The sequence below is a fragment of the Streptomyces sp. NRRL S-1022 genome, assembly GCF_000720135.1.
GTDB lineage: Bacteria > Actinomycetota > Actinomycetes > Streptomycetales > Streptomycetaceae > Streptomyces.
Genome location: NZ_JOIU01000012.1, coordinates 282,900 through 303,239, shown reverse-complemented (window position 1 = coordinate 303,239; position 20,340 = coordinate 282,900). Strand labels below are relative to the sequence as shown.

General features: G+C 70.9%; 21 protein-coding genes. 19 read left to right on the top strand and 2 right to left on the bottom strand.

Going from position 1 to position 20,340, the window contains the following annotated elements; all coding sequences use genetic code 11:
- Positions 1-355 precede the first annotated feature (355 nt).
- The 3 genes from IG05_RS0119190 (at position 356) to IG05_RS0119180 (ending at position 3,555) form a co-directional block, all read left to right on the top strand.
- Positions 356-1,801 carry a site-2 protease family protein gene (locus IG05_RS0119190; RefSeq protein WP_030344117.1) on the top strand — a complete coding sequence of 482 codons (1,446 nt, stop codon included), beginning with the start codon at positions 356-358 and terminating at the stop codon, positions 1,799-1,801.
- A 44-nt stretch (positions 1,802-1,845) separates the two neighbouring features.
- Positions 1,846-2,748: a tRNA (adenine-N1)-methyltransferase gene (locus IG05_RS0119185; RefSeq protein ID WP_014671696.1), complete on the top strand. Its 903-nt coding sequence runs from the start codon at positions 1,846-1,848 to the stop codon at positions 2,746-2,748.
- 225 nt (positions 2,749-2,973) lie between these two features.
- Complete coding sequence (locus IG05_RS0119180; protein WP_030344116.1) at positions 2,974-3,555, top strand: hypothetical protein; 582 nt, start codon at positions 2,974-2,976, stop codon at positions 3,553-3,555.
- Positions 3,556-3,562: 7 nt separating this feature from the next.
- Here the strand turns inward: IG05_RS0119180 and IG05_RS0119175 are convergent, their stop codons facing one another.
- Positions 3,563-3,865 (bottom strand): ferredoxin, encoded by a 303-nt coding sequence (locus IG05_RS0119175; protein ID WP_030344114.1) that lies wholly within the window; start codon positions 3,863-3,865, stop codon positions 3,563-3,565.
- Positions 3,866-4,385: 520 nt separating this feature from the next.
- On the opposite strand from IG05_RS0119175, the gene arc reads away from it, so the two are divergent.
- The 6 genes from arc (at position 4,386) to prcA (ending at position 10,528) form a co-directional block, all read left to right on the top strand.
- On the top strand, positions 4,386-6,152 hold the full coding sequence (gene arc / locus IG05_RS0119170) for a proteasome ATPase (RefSeq protein ID WP_030344112.1): 1,767 nt from the start codon (positions 4,386-4,388) through the stop codon (positions 6,150-6,152).
- Between the two features lie 232 nt (positions 6,153-6,384).
- Entirely contained in the window at positions 6,385-7,896 is a 1,512-nt protein-coding gene (dop, locus tag IG05_RS0119165) for a depupylase/deamidase Dop (protein WP_420707607.1), read from the top strand.
- 172 nt (positions 7,897-8,068) lie between these two features.
- On the top strand, positions 8,069-8,287 hold the full coding sequence (locus IG05_RS0119160) for a ubiquitin-like protein Pup (protein WP_020939002.1): 219 nt from the start codon (positions 8,069-8,071) through the stop codon (positions 8,285-8,287).
- A 113-nt stretch (positions 8,288-8,400) separates the two neighbouring features.
- The gene (locus IG05_RS0119155) at positions 8,401-8,913 is read left to right on the top strand and encodes an endonuclease VII domain-containing protein (protein ID WP_107051381.1); all 513 of its coding nucleotides are present in this window, start codon (positions 8,401-8,403) and stop codon (positions 8,911-8,913) included.
- Positions 8,865-9,710 carry a proteasome subunit beta gene (gene prcB, locus IG05_RS0119150; RefSeq protein ID WP_037814215.1) on the top strand — a complete coding sequence of 282 codons (846 nt, stop codon included), beginning with the start codon at positions 8,865-8,867 and terminating at the stop codon, positions 9,708-9,710. The genes IG05_RS0119155 and prcB overlap by 49 nt, the downstream gene beginning before the upstream one ends.
- 62 nt (positions 9,711-9,772) lie before the next feature.
- Positions 9,773-10,528 (top strand): proteasome subunit alpha, encoded by a 756-nt coding sequence (prcA, locus tag IG05_RS0119145; protein WP_030344106.1) that lies wholly within the window; start codon positions 9,773-9,775, stop codon positions 10,526-10,528.
- A gap of 60 nt (positions 10,529-10,588) precedes the next feature.
- Here prcA and IG05_RS0119140 read toward each other — a convergent pair whose 3' ends face one another.
- Positions 10,589-11,608 (bottom strand): LacI family DNA-binding transcriptional regulator, encoded by a 1,020-nt coding sequence (locus IG05_RS0119140; RefSeq protein ID WP_030344105.1) that lies wholly within the window; start codon positions 11,606-11,608, stop codon positions 10,589-10,591.
- Positions 11,609-11,725: 117 nt separating this feature from the next.
- Between IG05_RS0119140 and IG05_RS0119135 the strand changes: the two genes are divergently transcribed.
- The 10 genes from IG05_RS0119135 (at position 11,726) to tatC (ending at position 20,272) form a co-directional block, all read left to right on the top strand.
- Positions 11,726-12,985 carry an MFS transporter gene (locus IG05_RS0119135; protein WP_030344103.1) on the top strand — a complete coding sequence of 420 codons (1,260 nt, stop codon included), beginning with the start codon at positions 11,726-11,728 and terminating at the stop codon, positions 12,983-12,985.
- 9 nt (positions 12,986-12,994) lie between these two features.
- Entirely contained in the window at positions 12,995-14,356 is a 1,362-nt protein-coding gene (gene pafA / locus IG05_RS0119130) for a Pup--protein ligase (protein WP_030344102.1), read from the top strand.
- 143 nt (positions 14,357-14,499) lie between these two features.
- Positions 14,500-15,504, top strand: a complete 1,005-nt coding sequence (locus IG05_RS0119125) for an FKBP-type peptidyl-prolyl cis-trans isomerase (protein WP_030344100.1) — start codon at positions 14,500-14,502, stop codon at positions 15,502-15,504.
- Positions 15,505-15,591: 87 nt separating this feature from the next.
- The gene (locus tag IG05_RS0119120) at positions 15,592-15,963 is read left to right on the top strand and encodes an FKBP-type peptidyl-prolyl cis-trans isomerase (RefSeq protein ID WP_030344099.1); all 372 of its coding nucleotides are present in this window, start codon (positions 15,592-15,594) and stop codon (positions 15,961-15,963) included.
- Between the two features lie 158 nt (positions 15,964-16,121).
- Positions 16,122-17,075, top strand: coding sequence for a helix-turn-helix transcriptional regulator (locus tag IG05_RS0119115; RefSeq protein WP_030344097.1), 954 nt, complete (start codon positions 16,122-16,124; stop codon positions 17,073-17,075).
- A 10-nt stretch (positions 17,076-17,085) separates the two neighbouring features.
- Positions 17,086-18,090 carry a helix-turn-helix transcriptional regulator gene (locus IG05_RS0119110; protein ID WP_030344096.1) on the top strand — a complete coding sequence of 335 codons (1,005 nt, stop codon included), beginning with the start codon at positions 17,086-17,088 and terminating at the stop codon, positions 18,088-18,090.
- Between the two features lie 149 nt (positions 18,091-18,239).
- Positions 18,240-18,500 (top strand): hypothetical protein, encoded by a 261-nt coding sequence (locus tag IG05_RS0119105; protein WP_030344094.1) that lies wholly within the window; start codon positions 18,240-18,242, stop codon positions 18,498-18,500.
- Positions 18,501-18,542: 42 nt separating this feature from the next.
- On the top strand, positions 18,543-18,737 hold the full coding sequence (locus tag IG05_RS0119100; RefSeq protein ID WP_030344092.1) for a hypothetical protein: 195 nt from the start codon (positions 18,543-18,545) through the stop codon (positions 18,735-18,737).
- Positions 18,738-18,995: 258 nt separating this feature from the next.
- A complete protein-coding gene (tatA, locus tag IG05_RS0119095) occupies positions 18,996-19,274 on the top strand; it encodes a Sec-independent protein translocase subunit TatA (RefSeq protein ID WP_030344090.1) in 279 nt (92 codons plus the stop codon).
- Positions 19,275-19,318: 44 nt separating this feature from the next.
- Entirely contained in the window at positions 19,319-20,272 is a 954-nt protein-coding gene (tatC, locus tag IG05_RS0119090; protein ID WP_030344089.1) for a twin-arginine translocase subunit TatC, read from the top strand.
- Positions 20,273-20,340: the final 68 nt, after the last annotated feature.

Sequence of the window (20,340 nt, the reverse complement as noted above, 5' to 3'; positions counted from 1 at the left end):
CCGTCGGGGCTGCTCGCGGGGCCGGCAGCGGTGGCCGGCGACCGGTCGGCGGGCGGTGTGCCGGGCGGGGCCGTGGGTGCGGGCAGCGGCGGGACCGGTGACCGGGGCGGGGCGGCCGGGGGCGTGCGGTCGGCGCCGCCCGGCCGGGCCGCCGCCTCGTCGATGCTGCTGTCCATGTCCACAGACCTTACGGCCCGCCACCGACAGTGAGCCGCCTGCCGCCCGCGTCGACCGCGCGACCCCGGGGCAAACACAAGGGGTGCCGGGGCGAAACGTGCCACCACGGCCGCATACCATCGAGCAGAGACCCCTTCCGTCCGGTAGGTGCGGAAGACGCTTCGAACGAGGGGACACCGTGGACGTGAGCGGCGGGAGCGGGCAGCCGCGGTCCGGCAACGACGAGCCGGCCGAGCACTCCGCTGACCCTACGGCCCCGGCGACCGGACCCACCGACCCCTCCGGCCCCGAGCCCGACACCCCCGCGCCCCGAGCGGACGACACCGGGAAGGACCGCGGCGACGGCCCGGACAGCGACAGCACGCCCGGCCCCGGCGAACCGGCCGGCCCCGAACACCCCGCCCCCGAACACCGCTCCCTCGCCCACTCCGGCATCGCCAAGGGCGACCCGCCCGAGCCCCGGCCGAAGGAACCCGGCGGCGGCATCCTCATGGGCCGCCCCTTCGGCGTACCCGTCTACGTCGCCCCGAGCTGGTTCCTCGTCGCCGCCCTGATCACCTGGGTCTTCGGCGGACAGCTCGACCGCGTGCTGCCCGAGCTGGGCGCCGCCCGCTACCTGGTCTCCCTCTTCTTCGCGGTCGCCTTCTACGCCTCCGTCCTGGTCCACGAGCTGGCCCACACGGTCGCCGCGATCCGCTTCAAGCTCCCGGTCCGCCGTATCCAGCTGCAGTTCTTCGGCGGCGTCTCGGAGATCGAGAAAGAGGCCGAGACCCCCGGCCGGGAGTTCGTGCTGGCCTTCGTCGGCCCGCTGCTCTCCCTCGTGCTGGCCGGCCTGTTCTACCTGGCCATGAAACCGGTGCAGCCCGGCACCGTCCCCGGCGTCCTGCTGGCCGGCCTGATGATCTCCAACCTCATCGTGGCGATCTTCAACCTCCTGCCCGGCCTCCCCCTGGACGGCGGCCGCATGCTCCGCGCCGTCGTCTGGAAGATCAGCGGCAGGCCGATGACCGGCACGGTCGCCGCCGCCTGGGTCGGCCGCGCCCTCGCCGTCGCCGTCCTGATCGGCCTCCCGCTGCTCAACCAGTCCGGCGCCCTCGGCGGCAGCGGCGAGGACGTGGGCGGCATGGACACCGTCACCGACGCCCTGCTCGCCGCCATCCTGGCCGCGATCATCTGGACCGGCGCAGGCAACAGCCTGCGCATGGCCCGGCTGCGCGAACACCTTCCCGAGCTGCGCGCCCGCACCCTCACCCGGCGGGCCGTACCCGTCGAGAACGACACCCCGCTCTCCGAGGCGCTGCGCCGCGCCAACGCCGCCGGCGCCCGCGCCCTGGTCGTGGTGGACGCCGACGGCCACCCGCTCTCGCTCGTCCGCGAGGCCGCCATCGTCGGCGTACCCGAGCACCGCCGCCCCTGGGTGGCCGTCAGCGGCCTCGCCCAGGAGCTGACCGACGGCATGCGGGTCTCCGCCGAGCTGGCCGGAGAGGAACTCCTGGACGTCCTGCGCGCCACCCCCGCCACCGAGTACCTGGTGGTCGAGGAGAGCGGCGAGATCTACGGCGTCCTGTCGGCGGCGGACGTCGAACGGGCCTTCGTCAGGGCCATGGCCAGGCCCACCGCCTAGCCACCGTGGTCGGCACCCCTCACCGGGACCGGTACGCTGGTCACATGTCCGAACCGACCGGTGCCGCCCGCAGGCGCGGGCCCTTCAAGGTCGGGGACCAGGTACAGCTGACCGACCCCAAGGGCCGCCACTACACGTTCACGCTCGAAGCAGGGAAGAACTTCCACACCCACAAGGGCTCCTTCCCGCACGACGAACTGATCGGCGCTCCCGAGGGCAGCGTTGTCCGCACCACCGGCAACGTCGCCTACCTCGCGCTGCGCCCCCTGCTCCCCGACTACGTCCTGTCCATGCCCCGCGGGGCCGCCGTCGTCTACCCGAAGGACGCGGGCCAGATCCTCGCCTTCGCCGACATCTTCCCCGGCGCCCGCGTCGTGGAGGCCGGCGTCGGCTCCGGCTCGCTCAGCAGCTTCCTGCTGCGGGCCATCGGCGACCAGGGCATGCTGCACTCCTACGAGCGCCGCGAGGACTTCGCCGACATCGCCCGGCAGAACGTGGAGCGCTACTTCGGCGGCCCGCACCCCGCCTGGCAGCTCACCGTCGGAGACCTCCAGGACAACCTGTCCGACACCGACGTCGACCGCGTCATCCTCGACATGCTCGCCCCCTGGGAGTGCCTGGAGGCCGTCTCCAAGGCGCTCGTCCCCGGCGGCATCCTGTGCTGCTACGTGGCCACCACCACCCAGCTCGCCCGGACCGTGGAGTCCATCCGGGAGATCGGCTGCTTCAACGAGCCGACCGCCTGGGAGACCATGATCCGCAACTGGCACATCGAGGGCCTGGCCGTCCGCCCGGACCACCGGATGATCGGCCACACCGGCTTCCTGCTCACCGCCCGCCGCCTCGCGGACGGCGTCGAGCCGCCCATGCGCCGCCGCCGCCCCGCCAAGGGCGCCTACGGCGAGGACTACGCCGGACCCAACGCCGACGGCGGCGCCGGCCGCTGACCGGCACGCGCGCGTACAACGTCAGGGCGCCGTGGCCCAGTTCCCCACCGACCGGAGGGAACTCGGTCACGGCGCCCTGACGTTGACCCGGCACCGGCACCGGCGCCTCCCACGCGCGGGCACACCGCCCGTTGCACAAGCCCGACCCCGCGGTTCCCCCGCACTGTGACGTGTGGCACCATGCAGGCCATCCCACCGGCACAGCCCTCACAGGAGACACTCCGCGTGCAGCAATCCGCCGTTCCGGAGCTCGCCCACACCCACACCCGGCCCATCCACTGGGTCGCCACCGCCACGGCCGTCGCGGGCGTCGTGGCCCTCGCCTCCGTCGCCCAGCCCGGATCGGCCACCGCCGCCCAGTCCGCCCCCGCCGCCGGAAGCAGGTCCGCCGCGGCGGCCGTCGCGCCGCCGGACCCGGCCGGGGTGCGGTTCCCGCTGCAGTGCGGCCCGGTGAAGGCCGTGGTCGCCAAGAAGGCCACCGGGGACCTGGACGGCGACGGCCGACCGGAAACCGTCGCTGTGGTGCACTGCGACGCCCCCATGGGCACCCCGCCCGACGGGGTCTACGTCCTCACCCGCGCCGCGGACGGCGGCAGACCGCGCGTCGTCGCCACCCTCGTCGAGCCCGGGCAGCGGCTCACCGTCACCGACTTCACGCTCCGCGCGCGGGCCGTCTCCGCGACCCTGCTCGGTTACTCCTCGGACGCCGTGCCCAGTTGCTGCCCCGACGTGAAGACCCCGGCCACATGGCGGTGGAACGGCAGCGCCTTCCTGCGCTCCACGCCGGCCGGGGCCCACGCCGTCTGAGCCGGGCTCACTCCGCGTCGGGCCCGTACACCTCGACCCTGTCCGAAACCCGGCGTACGTGGATGCACTCGCCTGGGCACTCCTTCGCCGAGTCCACCACGTCCGTCAGCAGCGGCAGCGGCACCCGCGTGGTGGCCCCGGGGGCCTGCAGCAGCTCGTCGTCCGCGCCCTTCACATAGGCCAGCCCGTCGATGTCCAGCTCGAACACCTCCGGGGCGTACTGGGCGCAGATCCCGTCGCCCGTACACAGGTCCTGGTCGATCCAGACCTCCAGCGCCTCGCCGCCCGGGGCCTCCTGCTGCACGGTCATCTCTCCTGCCGTCGGTTCGCCGGACGCTCCCGGGGCCGCGAGGGCCAGCCGGGTCCGCTCCAGCGGCTGTTGGACACCCCCGACCCTACCTCCGCCCGCCCCGCGGCCCGGTGGCACCGGTTCCGGGTTTCCGGTCCCGCCCGCTCGGGTACCAGCGCCGGACCGGGACACGGGCACCCCGGTGGCCAGGTCGATCACTTCAGGCCACCGTGGCGGTGACCACGCCCACCGACGCCGTCGCTCTGCGTGATGATCGTACGAGCGCCCTGTGTGCTGCCCGCGGACCGGCCGATCGGCCACCAGCGGACAACTCCGGCCCGTAGCGGAGGGATTCGACCGCGCCAAGCATGGAACAAGCGGCTTTCCCCTCACGTTGAGTGGGTATCCCCTCCGTGCGAGGGAGTGTGCACCGGGTGACCGACGACACACCTTGACAGTCTTTGTGATCTAGGGGTTTCAATCGACACCCACCCAGGTAGGGTCTGGAAGCGTCCAGCTCCCCTTGGAGGAGGTGAGGACCGTGGCAGCCCACGACGACGACATGAACCGCGGCATCCGCCCGGGACGAGGGTCCGAAGACCCGGCCGGGCAGATCGCCTACCTTGAGCAGGAGATCGCCGTCCTGCGCCGCAAGCTCGCCGACTCTCCGCGCCACACGAGGATTCTCGAAGAGCGGATCGTCGAGCTGCAGACCAACCTGGCCGGCGTGTCCGCCCAGAACGAACGACTGGCCAACACCCTCCGCGAGGCCCGCGACCAGATCGTGGCCCTCAAGGAGGAGGTCGACCGGCTCGCTCAGCCGCCGGCCGGCTTCGGTGTCTTCCTGCAGGCGAACGAGGACGGCACCGCCGACATCTTCACCGGGGGCCGCAAGCTCCGGGTGAACGTCAGCCCCAGCGTCGAGCTCGACGACCTGCGGCGCGGCCAGGAGGTCATGCTCAACGAGGCGCTCAACGTGGTCGAGGCCATGGAATACGAGAGCGTCGGCGACATCGTCACCCTCAAGGAGATCCTGGAGGACGGCGAGCGCGCCCTCGTGCTCGGGCACACCGACGAGGAGCGGGTGGTACGGCTCGCCGAGCCGCTGCTGGACGTCACCATCCGCCCCGGCGACGCCCTCCTGCTGGAGCCCCGCTCCGGCTACGTCTACGAGGTCGTGCCCAAGAGCGAGGTCGAGGAACTGGTCCTCGAAGAGGTCCCCGACATCGGCTACGAGCAGATCGGCGGCCTCGGCAACCAGATCGAGGCCATCCGGGACGCGGTGGAGCTGCCGTACCTCTACCCGGACCTGTTCAAGGAGCACGAGCTGCGCCCGCCCAAGGGCGTCCTGCTCTACGGCCCGCCCGGCTGCGGCAAGACGCTCATCGCCAAGGCCGTCGCGAACTCGCTGGCCAAGAAGGTCGCCGAAGTCACCGGCCAGGCCGCCGGCAAGAGCTTCTTCCTGAACATCAAGGGCCCCGAGCTGCTCAACAAGTACGTCGGCGAGACCGAGCGGCAGATCCGCCTGGTCTTCCAGCGTGCGCGTGAGAAGGCCAGCGAAGGCACCCCCGTGATCGTCTTCTTCGACGAGATGGAGTCCCTCTTCCGCACCCGTGGCTCCGGTGTCAGCTCGGACGTGGAGAACACCATCGTCCCGCAGCTGCTCGCCGAGATCGACGGCGTGGAGGGCCTGCAGAACGTGGTCGTGATCGGCGCCTCCAACCGCGAGGACATGATCGACCCCGCCATCCTGCGCCCCGGCCGGCTCGACGTGAAGATCAAGATCGAGCGTCCGGACGCCGAGGCGGCGAAGGACATCTTCGGCAAGTACCTCACCGAGCGTCTGCCGCTGCACGCGGACGACCTCACGGAACACGGCGGCGACAAGAGCGCCACGGTCCAGGGCATGATCCAGACCGCGGTCGAGCACATGTACGCCGAGTCCGAGGAGAACCGCTTCCTGGAGGTCACCTACGCCAACGGCGACAAGGAAGTCCTCTACTTCAAGGACTTCAACTCCGGCGCCATGATCGAGAACATCGTGGGCCGCGCCAAGAAGATGGCGATCAAGGACTTCCTGGAGAAGACCCAGAAGGGCCTCCGCGTCTCCCACCTCCTCCAGGCCTGCGTGGACGAGTTCAAGGAGAACGAGGACCTGCCCAACACCACGAACCCGGACGACTGGGCCCGGATCTCCGGAAAGAAGGGCGAGCGGATCGTCTACATCCGCACCCTCATCACCGGAAAGCAGGGCGCGGACACCGGACGCTCCATCGACACGGTGGCGAACACCGGTCAGTACCTGTAACGGCAGGGCGGCTGCGGGTGCCCTCGGCGGGTACCGGCAGCCGACTGTTTTTCGGGCCACGACCGGAGCAGTCAATGACGCAAATGATCTCCCCACCAGCGCAAAGGCGTTCTAGGCTCGTTCCTGCCGCCGAGTCGCGCCGTGCGGGGACGGGCACCGCACACGCACCGAAGCGCCGGCGGTACTTGAGCGGCGCCCACGACCGAGGGTGCCGCCGGGCAAGGAGGGCCGCATGACCGTACGGCGAGTAATGGGCATCGAGACGGAGTACGGGATCTCCGTCCCCGGCCACCCGAACGCCAATGCCATGCTCACCTCGTCCCAGATCGTCAACGCCTACGCGGCGGCGATGCACCGGGCCCGCCGGGCCCGCTGGGACTTCGAGGAGGAGAATCCGCTGCGGGACGCGCGAGGCTTCGACCTCGCCCGGGAGGCCGCCGACGCCAGCCAGCTCACCGACGAGGACATCGGCCTGGCCAATGTGATCCTCACCAACGGTGCCCGCCTGTACGTCGACCACGCCCACCCCGAATACAGCGCCCCCGAGGTCACCAACCCCCGTGACGCCGTCCTGTGGGACAAGGCCGGCGAGCGGATCATGGCCGAGGCCGCCGAGCGGGCGGCGCAGCTGCCCGGCGCCCAGCCGATCCACCTCTACAAGAACAACACCGACAACAAGGGCGCCTCCTACGGCACGCACGAGAACTACCTGATGAAGCGGGAGACCCCGTTCTCGGACATCGTGCGCCACCTCACCCCCTTCTTCGTCTCCCGCCAGGTCTTCGCCGGAGCGGGCCGCGTCGGCATCGGCCAGGACGGGCACGAACACGGCTTCCAGCTCAGCCAGCGCGCGGACTACTTCGAGGTCGAGGTCGGCCTGGAGACCACGCTCAAGCGCCCGATCATCAACACCCGCGACGAGCCGCACGCGGACGCCGAGAAGTACCGCCGGCTGCACGTGATCATCGGCGACGCCAACCTCTCGGAGATCTCCACCTACCTCAAGCTGGGTACGACCGCCCTGGTGCTGTCCATGATCGAGGACGGCTTCATCGCCGTGGACCTCGCCGTCGACCAGCCCGTGCGCACCCTGCACCAGGTCTCGCACGACCCCTCCCTCAAGCGCCTGGTCACCCTGCGCAGCGGGCGCACACTCACCGCGGTCCAGTTGCAGATGGAGTACTTCGAGCTGGCCCGCAAGTACGTCGAGGAGCGCTTCGGCGCCGACGCCGACGACCAGACAAAGGACGTGCTCAGCCGCTGGGAGGACACCCTCACCCGGCTGGAGAACGACCCGATGAGCCTGGCCGGCGAGCTGGACTGGGTCGCCAAGCGGGAGCTGATGGAGGGCTACCGCCGGCGCGACGGCCTCGACTGGGACGCGGCCCGGCTGCACCTCGTCGACCTCCAGTACGCCGACGTACGCGCCGAGAAGGGCCTCTACAACCGCCTGGCGGCCCGCGGGCGCATCAAGCGGCTGCTGGACGAGACCGAGGTCGACCGGGCACGTACGAAGCCGCCGGAGGACACGCGCGCGTACTTCCGCGGACGCTGCCTGGAGCAGTACGCGGACGACGTCGCCGCCGCGAGCTGGGACTCGGTCATCTTCGACCTGCCCGGCCGCGACTCCCTCCAGCGCGTTCCAACCCTGGAGCCGCTACGCGGAACGCGAAATCACGTCAAGGAGCTGCTGGACCGCTGTCGTACCGCGGAAGACCTGGTCAGGGTGCTGTCCGGGAGCTGAGCGCGATCAGCGGGTACTCGTTCCGACCCCGGCGGCCGGGGTGGAAACCCCACCGCCCGGGAATCATCCAGGTGGCCCCCGCATGTTGTGGAAACTGCGGGGCCGATGTCGGACCCGGACTATAGGGTCTGATCATCACCGATCGGCAGGCGAACTGAGCGGGGTGAGGGTTATGGCGACCAAGGACACCGGCGGCGGCCAGCAGAAGGCCACCCGGTCCACGGAAGAGGTCGAGGAGCAGGCGCAGGACGCGCAGGCCTCGGAGGACCTCAAGGAGCGGCACGAGAAGCTGAGCGACGACGTGGACTCGGTGCTGGACGAGATCGACGATGTCCTGGAGGAGAATGCAGAGGACTTCGTTCGAAGCTTCGTTCAGAAGGGCGGCGAGTAGCCTTCGGATCGAAGGTCGCCGGGGGGTCTGAGTTGGCAAGCGAAGCCAGCGCGAAGCGCTGCTCGCGGTGCAAGGAACACAAGCCGCGAGCAGCATTCGCGAAGAACAAGTCCATGCGGGACGGCCTGCAGGCCTATTGCCGGGAGTGCGCGGCTGCCTACCACCAGCAGCGGCAGCTGGCGAAGGGCCTCAACGTCCGTCCAAGGGTCCAGGCGCCCGAGGGACACAAGTACTGCCGCACCTGCGGCGAGATCAAGCCGCATGGTGAGTGGACTCGGAACAGCAGTGCCCCGGACGGTCTGGCGACACTGTGCAAGGCGTGCAAGGCGGTGAAAGGCCGGCAGCACCACCTCAAGCGCAACTACGGCCTCACCGAAGCCGAGCACGACGCGCTGATCGCCTCCCAGCACGGGCTCTGCGCGATCTGCCTGGCCGCCCCGCCCGCGCATGTGGATCACTGCCACAAGACGGGTAGGGTCCGTGGCGTACTGTGCTTCAACTGCAATTCGGCCATCGGCAAGTTGCGGGACGATCCCGACGTCGGCCGTCGCGCTGTTGCTTATCTGGAAGGAAACCTGTGGAAGCCAACACTCGTAGCACCGGGCGTCTACCAGCTGCCTTCCTGACGCCAGGATCCTCTTCGTTCATGGACTTCCTCGCCGAGCACCAGCCGGAGCTGCTGCCCGGCAACCGGCAGCTGCCGCCCGTCCAGGGCGTGCTGGAGGCGCCGCACGGCACGACCATCGTGGGCGTGACGTTCCCCGGCGGCGTGGTGCTCGCCGGCGACCGGCGGGCGACGATGGGCAACATGATCGCCCAGCGGGACATCGAGAAGGTCTTCCCGGCCGACGAGTACTCGGCCGTGGGCATCGCCGGCACCGCCGGCCTGGCCGTCGAGATGGTCAAGCTCTTCCAGCTGGAGCTGGAGCACTTCGAGAAGGTCGAGGGCGCGCAGCTGTCCCTGGAGGGCAAGGCGAACCGGCTGTCGACCATGATCCGTTCCAACCTCGGCATGGCCATGCAGGGCCTGGCCGTGGTGCCCCTCTTCGCGGGGTACGACCTGGACCGCGAGAAGGGCCGCATCTTCTCGTACGACGTCACGGGCGGCCGCTCCGAGGAGCACAACTTCGCGGCGACGGGCTCCGGCTCGATCTTCGCGCGCGGTGCGATGAAGAAGCTCTACCGGGACGACCTGACCGAGGAGCAGGCCACCACGCTCGTGGTGCAGGCCCTCTACGACGCGGCCGACGACGACTCGGCGACCGGCGGTCCCGATGTCGCCCGCCGGATCTACCCGATCATCACCGTGATCACCGAGGACGGTTTCCGCCGGCTCACCGAGCAGGAGGCCTCCGAGCTGTCCCGCGCGGTGCTCCAGAAGCGCCTGGAGGAGCCTGACGGCCCCAAGGCCGCCCTGCTCTGAGCGCGGGCCCGGTTTCATATCGAGGTGATCCAGTGATCATGACAGAAAGGGACGGATAACCGGTGTCGACGCCGTTCTATGTCTCACCCCAGCAGGCCATGGCCGACCGGGCGGAGTACGCCCGCAAGGGCATCGCCCGCGGCCGCAGCCTGGTCGTGCTGCAGTACGCCGACGGCATCGTGTTCGTCGGCGAGAACCCGTCCCGCGCGCTGCACAAGTTCAGCGAGATCTACGACCGGATCGGCTTCGCCGCCGCCGGCAAGTACAACGAGTACGAGAACCTGCGCATCGGCGGTGTCCGCTACGCCGACCTGCGTGGTTACACCTACGACCGCGACGACGTCACGGCCCGCGGTCTGGCCAACGTCTACGCCCAGACGCTGGGCACGATCTTCTCCTCGGCCGCCGAGAAGCCGTACGAGGTGGAGCTGGTGGTGGCCGAGGTGGGGGAGACCCCCGAGGGCGACCAGATCTACCGGCTGCCGCACGACGGCTCCATCGTGGACGAGCACGGCTCGGTCGCGGTCGGCGGCAACGCCGAGCAGATCAGCAGTTTCCTGGACCAGCGCCACCGCGACGGCATGAGCCTCGCGGAGGCCCTCAAGCTGGCCGTGCAGGCCCTGTCCCGGGACACCAACGGCAGTGAGCGGGAGATCCCCGCCGAGCGCCTGGAGGTGGCCGTGCTGGACCGCACGCGTCCGCAGAAGCGCAAGTTCAAGCGGATCGTCGGCCGGCAGCTCGCCCGCCTGTTGGCGGCGGACGGCGCGAGCACGGAAGCGGAGAGCGCGGAGGGCTCCGAGGACTCCGACGAGGAGTGACCGCCTTCCGCGGGTGTCGCCGGGTGCCCCGGCCGGATCTCCGGCCGGGGCACCCGGCGTCTAGTCGGACGCCCGTGGGGGCGCCGTGGAGCCCCGGACGACGAGCCGGACGGGGATGTCCCCGCCTTCCGGCTCCCGGCCCTCCAGGACGGCCAGCAGGGCCCGCATGCCCCGTTCCCCGAACAGTTCGGCGTCCAGTCGCACGGTCGTCAGCTCGGGGTCGATGGCGGTGGCCAGGGCCAGGTCGTCCAGGCCGGTGACCGAGACGTCGTCGGGGACCCGCAGGCCGAGGCGGCGCAGCGCCTTGTAGGCGCCGGCGGCGAGCTTGTCGTCGTCGCAGACCACCGCCGTGGGCCGGGGTCCGGGCGCGGTGAGCGCGGCCTCGGTGGCGGCGAGCGCGCCCTCGATGGAGATCGGGGCCCGGGCCGTGCGGACCGCGGTGCCCGGGACGGCGGCCAGGCGTGCGGCCAGTTCCCTCGCGCGCACCTCGAAGGTCCACGAGGGCACGTCGGCGGCCAGGTGCAGCACCCGGCGGTGGCCGAGGCCCAGCAGGTGCTCGGCGACCTGGCGGACGCCGTCGGCGATGTCCAGGTTCACGGTCGCGGCGCCCAGGCTGCCCGCGGGGTCGCTGTCGAGCATGACCAGGGGCAGCTGGTCGCCGCGGATGGCGGTGAGGGCGTCGGCGGCCATGGAGGAGGCGAGGACGCCGTCCAGGGCGGCCTGCGCGGAGGCGAAGGGGTCGCGGGCGGGGCCGATGCCTTCGGGGGAGGGGTAGAGGACCACGCCGAAGCCGTGCTCGGCGGCCACGCGCGCGGCACCGGTGTAGACGCCGGCGAAGAACTCCGTCGTCAGGGCGGGCACCACGAGCAGGACGGTGCGGGTGCGGCCCAGGCGGAGGTTTCGGGCGGCGAGGTTGGGCCGGTAGCCCAGTTCGCGGGCGGCCTCCCGGACCCGTTCGGCGGTGGTGTGCGAGACCCGGCCGCGCCACTTGTCGCCCAGGACGAGGGAGACGGCCGCCTGGGAGACCCCGGCCGCCTGGGCGACGTCCCGGCTGGTCGGGCGCGTGCTGCTGCGGGCCACCACTCACTCCCGGTCGTCTGGACGTGCGAACAGCGCACATGGTACGTATGAAGACGGACGTTATACGTAACACTTCGGCCCGTCGAGGCGTCCCGGCGAGCCACGGAAGGGCAGGACATGGCCACGGGGTACCTGGAGATCCTGAGGGCGAGGCACGCCCTGCGGCTGCTCACCGGCACCCTGGTGGGCCGGCTGCCCAACGCCACCGCCGCCATCGCGCTGGTGCTCTTCGTGCGCGCCGAGGGCGGCACCTACAGCCTCGCCGGCGCCCTCGCGGCGGTGTACGGCGTCGCCAACGCGGTCGGCCAGCCGGTGCTGGGCCGCCTCGTGGACCTGTACGGCCAGCCCCGCGTCCAGCTGCCCGCGGCCGTCCTCGCCGCGCTCGCCATGGTGCTGTTCGCCTGTGCCGGCACCGATCCGCTGCCGCTCGCGTACGCGGCCGTGGCGGCGGCCGGCCTGTTCACCCCGCCGCTGGAGGGCGGGCTGCGCGCGTTGTGGCCCTCGGTGCTGGACCGCGAGGAGCAGGTGCACACCGCGTACGCCATGGACGCGATCGCCCAGGAGGTCATGTTCACCGTCGGCCCGCTGCTGGTGACCGTGTGCGTGTCGCTGTGGGACGAGCGCGCCGCCCTGCTGGTGCTCAGCCTGCTGGGCGTGCTCGGCGCGCTCTCCGTGGTCGTCTCGCCGCCCTCGCGGGCGTGGCGCTCGGCCCCGCGCGAGGCGCACTGGCTCGGTGCCCTGCGCTCGCCCGGCCTGCTCGTCCTGCTCGCCGCCTTCCTGTGCGTGGGCATCGCGCTGGGCTCCATCACGGTCGCCTCGGTGTCGTACGCCGACGGTCACGGCGGTGACGTGGTCTATGGCTGGCTGATGGCCGGGCTGGGTCTCGGGGCGCTGGCCGGCGGCAGCGTGTACGGGGCCCGCCGGTGGGCCGGTGTGCCCGAGCGGCGACTGAGGGTGCTGGTGGCCCTTCTGGCGGTCTGTTACCTGCCGCTGATGCTGACGCCGGGCCCGGTCGCGATGGTGCTGCTCAGCGTGGTCTCCGGTGTGTTCCTGGCGCCCTGCATCGCCTGCGCGTTCATCATCGTGGACCGGCACGCGCCGGGCGGGACCGTCACCGAGGCGTTCTCCTGGCTGGTGACGACGTTCACCGTGGGTGCCTCGGTCGGAACGGGCCTGGCCGGGCCGGTGGTCCAGGCCGGTGGCACCGTGTGGGGTTTCGCGCTCCCGGGGGCCGCCGGGGCCGTGTCGTTGCTGGTCCTGCTGGCGACCGGAGGGGTCCTCGCAGCTCCCGCGCGAGGGGCGGTCGTTGCGGCTTCATCGGAAAATGATCCAAATCGTGCTGCCGAACCCCGTTTCAGCTCGGGGGATCGGGCGTAATGTTCCCTCATGGACCGCCGCATTTTCGGGCTGGAGAACGAGTACGGCGTCACGTGCACGTTCAGGGGACAGCGGCGCCTGTCTCCTGACGAGGTGGCGCGGTACCTCTTCCGCCGTGTCGTGTCATGGGGCCGCAGCAGCAACGTCTTTCTGCGAAACGGCGCCCGGCTCTATCTCGACGTGGGCTCACATCCGGAATACGCGACCCCCGAATGTGACAACGTGACCGAGCTGGTCACCCACGACAAAGCCGGCGAGCGCATTCTCGAAGGACTCCTGGTGGACGCGGAACGACGCCTGCACGAGGAGGGAATCGCAGGCGACGTCTACCTCTTCAAGAACAACACCGACTCGGCGGGCAACTCGTACGGCTGCCACGAGAACTACCTGGTGGCGCGGCACGGGGAGTTCTCCCGGCTCGCGGACATCCTCATCCCGTTCCTGGTCACCCGGCAGCTGCTGTGCGGCGCCGGCAAGGTGCTGCAGACCCCGCGCGGCGCGGTCTACTGCGTCAGCCAGCGCGCGGAGCACATCTGGGAGGGCGTCTCCTCGGCGACGACGCGTTCCCGGCCCATCATCAACACGCGCGACGAACCGCACGCGGACGCCGAGCGCTACCGCCGGCTGCACGTCATCGTCGGCGACTCCAACATGTCCGAGACGACGATGTTGCTCAAGGTCGGCGCCACCGACCTGGTGCTGCGCATGATCGAGGCGGGCACCGTGATGCGCGACCTCACCCTGGAGAACCCGATCCGGGCGATCCGCGAGGTCAGCCACGACATCACCGGCCGGCGCAAGGTGCGCCTGGCCAGCGGCCGGGAGGCCTCCGCGCTGGAGGTGCAGCGCGAGTACTTCGACAAGGCCGTGGACTTCTGCGACCGCCGGGGCATCCGCACCGGCACCGTCGCGCAGGTCCTGGAGCTGTGGGGCCGCACCCTCGAAGCGATCGAGAACGAGGAACTGGACCGCATCGAGACCGAGATCGACTGGGTCATGAAGTACAAGCTCATCGAGCGGTACCGGGCCAAGCACAACATGACGATGTCGCACCCGCGGGTCGCCCAGATAGACCTCGCCTACCACGACATCCACCGCCGTCGTGGCCTGTACTACCTGCTGGAGAAGAAGGGGCAAGCCGCCCGGATCTGCAACGACTTGAAGATCTTCGAGGGCAAGTCGGTTCCGCCGCAGACCACTCGCGCCCGGCTGCGCGGCGACTTCATCCGGCGGGCACAGGAACAGCGCAGGGACTTCACGGTCGACTGGGTGCACCTCAAGCTCAACGACCAGGCCCAGCGCACCGTGTTGTGCAAGGACCCGTTCCGTTCGGTGGACGACCGGGTGGAGAAGCTGATCGCCGGAATGTAGAGCCGGTTCCGCGAGCAGGGCGTCCGGGCACGGATATGCCGGAACGCCACACGGGCGCCGTACGTTTCCCGTACGGCGCCCTTCTCAAGTCGTAGAGTTGCGCGCACGCCACCCGCAAGATCGATCGATTACGAGGCTCTTCCGTGCGCCGACGTTCACTCCTCCTGGCCGCCGTACCCGCAGGACTGGTCACAGTCGCCGGATGCGGTGACGACAAGTCCGACACCAGCAAGGCCGGCACCTCGCCGTCGCCGTCGGGGTCCTCCGGGCCGCCGCCCAAGATCGTGGACGGCCCGCTGCCGGCGGTCACGGCGGGCACGAAGTTCGGTGAGAAGCCGACCGTCGCCAAGGGCACGGGCGAGCCGTCGAAGAACATCGCGGTGAAGACGCTGATCGCGGGCAGCGGCCGCACGATCGCGGAGAACGACTTCGTCCGGGCCGACTACCTCGGCCAGGTCTGGAGCACCGCCAAGGTCTTCGACAATTCCTACGACCGTCATCGCCCGCTGGTCATCCAGCTCGCCAAGGGCAGCATCATCGACGGCTGGCGGTACGCGCTCGCGGGCAAGAAGACCGGCAGCCGGGTCGAGATCGCCGTCCCGCCCACCTGGGGCTACGGCAAGGAGGGCAACCCGCAGGCGGGCATCAAGGGCACCGACACCCTGGTCTTCGTCATCGACCTGATCGATTCCTTCAACTCCAAGAGCTCCGCGAAGGGGCGGGAGGTCCCGCAGACCGACGCGGCCCTGCCGAAGGTGGGCACCAACACCGACGGCCAGGTGCCCAAGGTGACCATCCCCAAGGCCGACCCGCCGAAGAAGCTCGTGTCCGAGTACGTGCTGGAGGGCGACGGCCCCGAGCTGAAGGCCGACCAGACGGTCCTGTGCCAGTTCCAGGGCCTGGTCTGGGAGGGCGGCAAGACCTTCCAGCGGACGTACGGCTCGGGGCGGCTCAGCCAGTTCGGACTGGAGCAGATGCAGCAGGCGGTCAAGGGCCTGGCCGAGGGCCTGACCGGCAAGAAGGTCGGCAGCCGGGTCCTGATCGTCGTCCCGCCGCAGCTGGGCTACGGGAACACCCCGCCGAGCGGTGGCGTCATCAAGAAGGACTCCACCCTCGTGTTCACCGTGGACATCCTCGCGGCCATGTGACGGAGGAGGCTCCCGGGGCGGGCGGGAAGCCCGCGGAGATGAAAGACTGTCCGCGTTTCGTGTCGTACACAAGCAGGAGCTTTTGACGTGAGCATCGACAAGCCCGAGATCGACTTCCCGGGCGGCGAGCCTCCGGCGGACCTTGAGATCAAGGACATCTGGGAGGGCGACGGCCCCGTCGCGCAGGCGGGCCAGACCGTCACCGTCCACTACGTGGGCGTGGCGTTCAGCACCGGTGAGGAGTTCGACGCCAGCTGGAACCGCGGCGCTCCGTTCCGCTTCCCGCTGGGCGCCGGCCGGGTCATCCAGGGCTGGGACCTGGGTGTGCAGGGCATGAAGGTCGGCGGCCGCCGCCAGCTGACCATCCCCGCCCACCTCGCCTACGGCAACCAGAGCCCGACCCCGGCGATCAAGCCGGGCGAGACCCTCATCTTCGTGGTGGACCTGCTCGGGGTCTGATCCACCCGTGATCCACTCCTGATCGGCCGGCCGGGTCCGACCGGATCCGATCACCTGGGGCCCATGCCTGTTCGGGCATGGGCCCTCGGCTTTTGTCACCGCCCCGCGGGGCGGTACGGTCATCGGTCAGAAGCACCATAGGGAAGCGAAGGGCGTCGATGGCCATTGCCAAGGCCGAGCGGCTGATGAACCTCGCGCTGTGTCTGCTCGGCACCCGCCGGCCGCTCAGCAAGCGCGAGCTGCGGGAGTCGATCGAGGCCTATCTGGAAGCGGGCAACGACGACTCCTTCAACCGCATGTTCGAGCGGGACAAGGACGACCTGCGCGAACTGGGCCTCGTCATCGCGACCGTCGAGAACATGGACGGCGAGGTCGGCTACCTCGCCCGCCGCGACAGCAACCGCCTTCCCCCGATCACCCTGGACGCCGAGGAGGCCGCCGCCCTGGGTCTTGCCGCCAAGGTCTGGCAGCAGGCCCGGCTGGCCGGGGCCGCCAGCGGCGCCCTGCAGAAGCTGCGCGCCGCCGGCCTGCCCGAGGACGTCGACCCGTACGAGGCACACGGCGCCCTGGAACCGCGCATCCCGGTGCACGAGGCCGCCTTCGAGCCGCTGATGCTGGCCTGCCGCGACCGGCGCCCCGTCGTCTTCGAGTACCGCAAGGCATCCGCCGCCCGCCCCGAGCCCCGGCACGTCGAGCCGTGGGCGCTGGAGTGCTGGCGCGGCCACTGGTACCTGGCCGGCTTCGACCGCGGCCGGGGCGCCGAGCGCGTCTTCCGGCTCTCCCGGATCACCGGCAAGGTCCGCTCCCGGGGTACGGGCTTCACCGCGCCCGTGCCCGACGTCGTCACCGTGCGCGAGACCGTCGAGAGCTGGGCCGGGGAGATCGCCGACCGCTCGGCGCGGATCCGGCTGCGTTCCGGCGCCGGTTACCCCCTTCGGGCGAAAGCCGTCGAGGTCCGGGAACTCGGCGACGGCTGGGACGAGTTGGAGATTCCGTACGGGCACGGCCTGGACGCCTGGCTGGTGGAGTTCGGACCGGACGTGGTGGTCCTGGAGCCGGCCGAGCTGCGGGCCGACGTGGTGGACCGGCTGCGTGCCGTGGCCAAGGGCTGAGGGGGAGACTGTGGCAGCCAAACCGGCCAGGACCGTCAACGCGATCGACCAGACCCGGCGGATGCTCTCCCTGGTGACCTATCTGAGGGAGCGCCCCGGCGCCCGGATCGCCGACGTCGCGCGCGCCTTCGGCATCACCGAGGACGAGCTGGTCGCCGACCTCGACCTGCTGCCCATGTGCGGCACCAGCTTCCGCGGCGGCGACCTGCTGGACATCGACACCGACGGCGAGCGCATCTGGTGGCACAACCCGGCCGCGCTCGGCGAGGAGGCGGCCGAACCGCTCCGGCTCGCCGCCGACGAGGCCACCGCCCTGCTGGTCGCCGCCCGCGCGGTGTCGACCCTGCCCGGTCTGCGGGAGAGCGACCGGCAGGCCCTGCTGCGGGCCACCGCCAAGGTCGAGGCCGCGGCCGGCGAGGCCGCCGGTGCCAGCTCCCGGCTGTCGGTGACCTTCGAGTCCGAGGGCGGTGTCTTCGCCGACGTCGACCGGGCGATCTCCGAGCGCCGCCGGCTGTGGATCCGCTACTACTCGCCGGCCCGCGACGAGGTCACCGAGCGCGAGATCGACCCCATCCGGCTGGTCAGCGTCGGCCACACCTACGTCGAGGCCTGGTGCCGCCGCTCCGAGGCCCGGCGCACCTTCCGGCTCGACCGGGTCGCCGAGATCAGGATTCTCGACGAGCCCTCGGCGCCGCCCGAGATAGAACTGCGCGACCTGTCCGAGGCCCTGGTCCAGCCGGCCGCCGAGGACCCGGAGGTCGTGGTCGAGGTCGGCCCCGGCGGCCGCTGGGTCGCCGAGTACTACCCGCACGACAGCGCCGATGAGCTTCCCGACGGCGGGCTGCGTATCACTCTGCGCACCCCCGATCCGGCCTCCCTGCGCCGGCTCGCGCTGCGGCTCGGCGGCGACGGCCGGATCGTGTCCCCGCCGGACCTGGCCGAGAGCGCCCGGAGAGCGGCGGCGGAGGCACTGGCGGCGTACGACACGGAACGGCCGGCGGCCTCCGGGCGGTGAGGCGCGCCCGGCGCGGCGCGGCCAGGACCGCGCGGCCGGCACCGGCGGCGCCGCAGACGCGAGCCGGCACGACCGCGGCACTCCGCGGCGGCGCGCCCGGCGAACGAGCAGAAGAAGGAGCGAGGCCTGTGAGCGAGCGTGCGGGTGAGATGACGGCGGCGACCGCGTTCGCCGGGATGCGCAGAGTGGCCCCGGTCGTGTTCAGAGCCGGCTGCCCCGACTGCCGCGGCCGCTTCGAACTGGCCGCGAGCGCGCTGCGCCTCGCCATCGGCGCCAGCAGCCGGACGACGTTCTACTCCTTCACCTGCCCCGACTGCGGCGCCGTCGTACGCAAGCCCGCGGGGGAGCGGATCGTCGAGCTGCTCACCGGCGGCGGGGTGAGCACCCTGCGGCTGCACTCCACGGTGTAGCCGGTCGCGTCCCGGGCCGGCGGACGGTCTAGTCTCGACGTCATGTTCTGGCCGATGTTCGCGGTAGCCATGGGTTTCCTGGGTCTCGCCGTCCTGGGGGTGCTCGCCGTGCGGGTGTTCCTGGAGGCGCGGCGCCTCGGCGCGCAGGTGGCGGACTCCGCGCGCCGTATCAACCGGGCCGCGGAGGCCCTGGAGCGGGCGGCGGTGAGCACGGCCCGTGCGGTGGACACCCTGTGAGCAGCGGCGGGCGGTGCCCGTGAGCCCTGCGGGGCAAGCGCTTTGCGTCACTTCGCCCTGTCATGCTGCCGTGCGGGAAAGGTACGCTGCTTGTCGTGGTGCGGAGAACGAGGCCCGTACCGTGGACCGGGAGTACGCACGGGGATTGCTTCGCGTTTACCCCTGAGCGCTACGATCGCTGCCAGACGACCATCGGACACATGTCCGACTGGTCGGACAGCACCCCACCCAGCCGCCTCGGTGAGAAGGTAAAGACTTATGTTCGGAAGGCTCGGAGCTCCCGAGATCATTCTCATCCTCGTCGTCATCATCCTGCTGTTCGGCGCGAAGAAGCTTCCGGACATGGCCCGCTCGCTCGGCAAGTCCGCGCGCATCCTCAAGAGCGAGGCCAAGGCGATGAAGGAAGAGGGCAACGGCTCCGCACAGGCGCCCACCTCCGGCGAGCAGCCTCCGGCCCAGCGCACCATCCAGGCGGCCCCCGGCGACGTGACCAGCTCGCGGCCGGTCAACGAGCCGACGGACACCACCCAGCGCTGACGCAGGGCCGGACCCCGGCCTGCCGCACGAGATGAGGACGTGGGTTGCTCAAGTCTGCCCGCAACAAGGAGAAGGATCCGGAGGGGCGGATGCCCCTTGCGGATCACCTTCGTGAGCTCCGCAACCGGCTCGCGAAGGCGATGCTGGCCGTCGTCGTGGTGACGGTGGTCGCCGCCTTCTTCTACAACGACATCATCAACTTCCTGACCCAGCCGATCCTCGACTCGGTCGGTTGCGGGAAGAGCTTCGCGGAACTGGCCCACTCGACTGCCAAGTCGCAGCCGTGTGCGCAGATCACGATCAACGGCCTGCTCGCCCCCTTCACGCTGGCGCTGCAGGTGTCGCTGATGGCCGGTGTCGTGTTCGCGTCGCCGGTCTGGCTCTACCAGCTCTGGGCTTTCGTGGCCCCGGGACTGCACCGGCACGAGAAGAAGTACGCGTACGCCTTCGTCTTCACCGGCGCCCCCCTGTTCTTCGCCGGCGCCTTCTTCGCGTACAAGGTGCTGCCGACCACCGCGAAGGTGCTGCTCGGCTTCACCCCGGACGGCCGGATCGCCAACCTGCTGCCGCTCGACGACCTGCTCCAGCTGGTCACGCGCATGGTGATCGTCTTCGGTCTGTCCTTCGAGCTGCCGCTGCTGCTGGTCATGCTCAACCTCACCGGGGTGCTGACCGGAAGCCGGATGATCGGCTGGTGGCGGGCCATGATCCTGGGCATCACGGTGTTCGCCGCCGTGGCCACGCCGAGCACCGACCCGCTGTCCATGCTGGCGCTCGCCGGGCCGATCTGGGTGCTGTACTTCGGCGCGTGCTGCTTCTCGCTGCTCAACGACCGCCGCAGGCGCCGCCGCGACGCCGCGGGCCCGGCCGACGACGAGGCCTCCGAGCTGGACCTCACGCCCGAGGACATCGGCGAGGCCGATCCCGTCCCGGTCAGCCACGGGCTGCCCGAGCAGGCGAGCACGGACCGGATCAACGGGTACGACGACGTGACCTGACCGTTGTCCGCCCCGCCGTGGATGCCCCCGTCCCCCAGGGACGGGGGCATCCGTCGTCTCCCGGCGGG

Excerpts from the sequence above, each read along its gene's own strand:
- IG05_RS0119185 (WP_014671696.1), top strand. The coding sequence starts at position 1,846 with ATGTCCGAACCGACCGGTGCCGCCCGCAGGCGCGGGCCCTTCAAGGTC.
- IG05_RS0119135 (WP_030344103.1), top strand. The coding sequence starts at position 11,726 with ATGGCCACGGGGTACCTGGAGATCCTGAGGGCGAGGCACGCCCTGCGG.
- IG05_RS0119100 (WP_030344092.1), top strand. The coding sequence starts at position 18,543 with ATGTTCTGGCCGATGTTCGCGGTAGCCATGGGTTTCCTGGGTCTCGCC.
- IG05_RS0119155 (WP_107051381.1), top strand. The coding sequence starts at position 8,401 with ATGCGGGACGGCCTGCAGGCCTATTGCCGGGAGTGCGCGGCTGCCTAC.
- IG05_RS0119160 (WP_020939002.1), top strand. The coding sequence starts at position 8,069 with ATGGCGACCAAGGACACCGGCGGCGGCCAGCAGAAGGCCACCCGGTCC.
- tatA (WP_030344090.1), top strand. The coding sequence starts at position 18,996 with ATGTTCGGAAGGCTCGGAGCTCCCGAGATCATTCTCATCCTCGTCGTC.
- IG05_RS0119105 (WP_030344094.1), top strand. The coding sequence starts at position 18,240 with ATGACGGCGGCGACCGCGTTCGCCGGGATGCGCAGAGTGGCCCCGGTC.
- pafA (WP_030344102.1), top strand. The coding sequence starts at position 12,995 with ATGGACCGCCGCATTTTCGGGCTGGAGAACGAGTACGGCGTCACGTGC.
- IG05_RS0119175 (WP_030344114.1), bottom strand. The coding sequence starts at position 3,865 with ATGACCGTGCAGCAGGAGGCCCCGGGCGGCGAGGCGCTGGAGGTCTGG.
- IG05_RS0119115 (WP_030344097.1), top strand. The coding sequence starts at position 16,122 with ATGGCCATTGCCAAGGCCGAGCGGCTGATGAACCTCGCGCTGTGTCTG.
- dop (WP_420707607.1), top strand. The coding sequence starts at position 6,385 with ATGACCGTACGGCGAGTAATGGGCATCGAGACGGAGTACGGGATCTCC.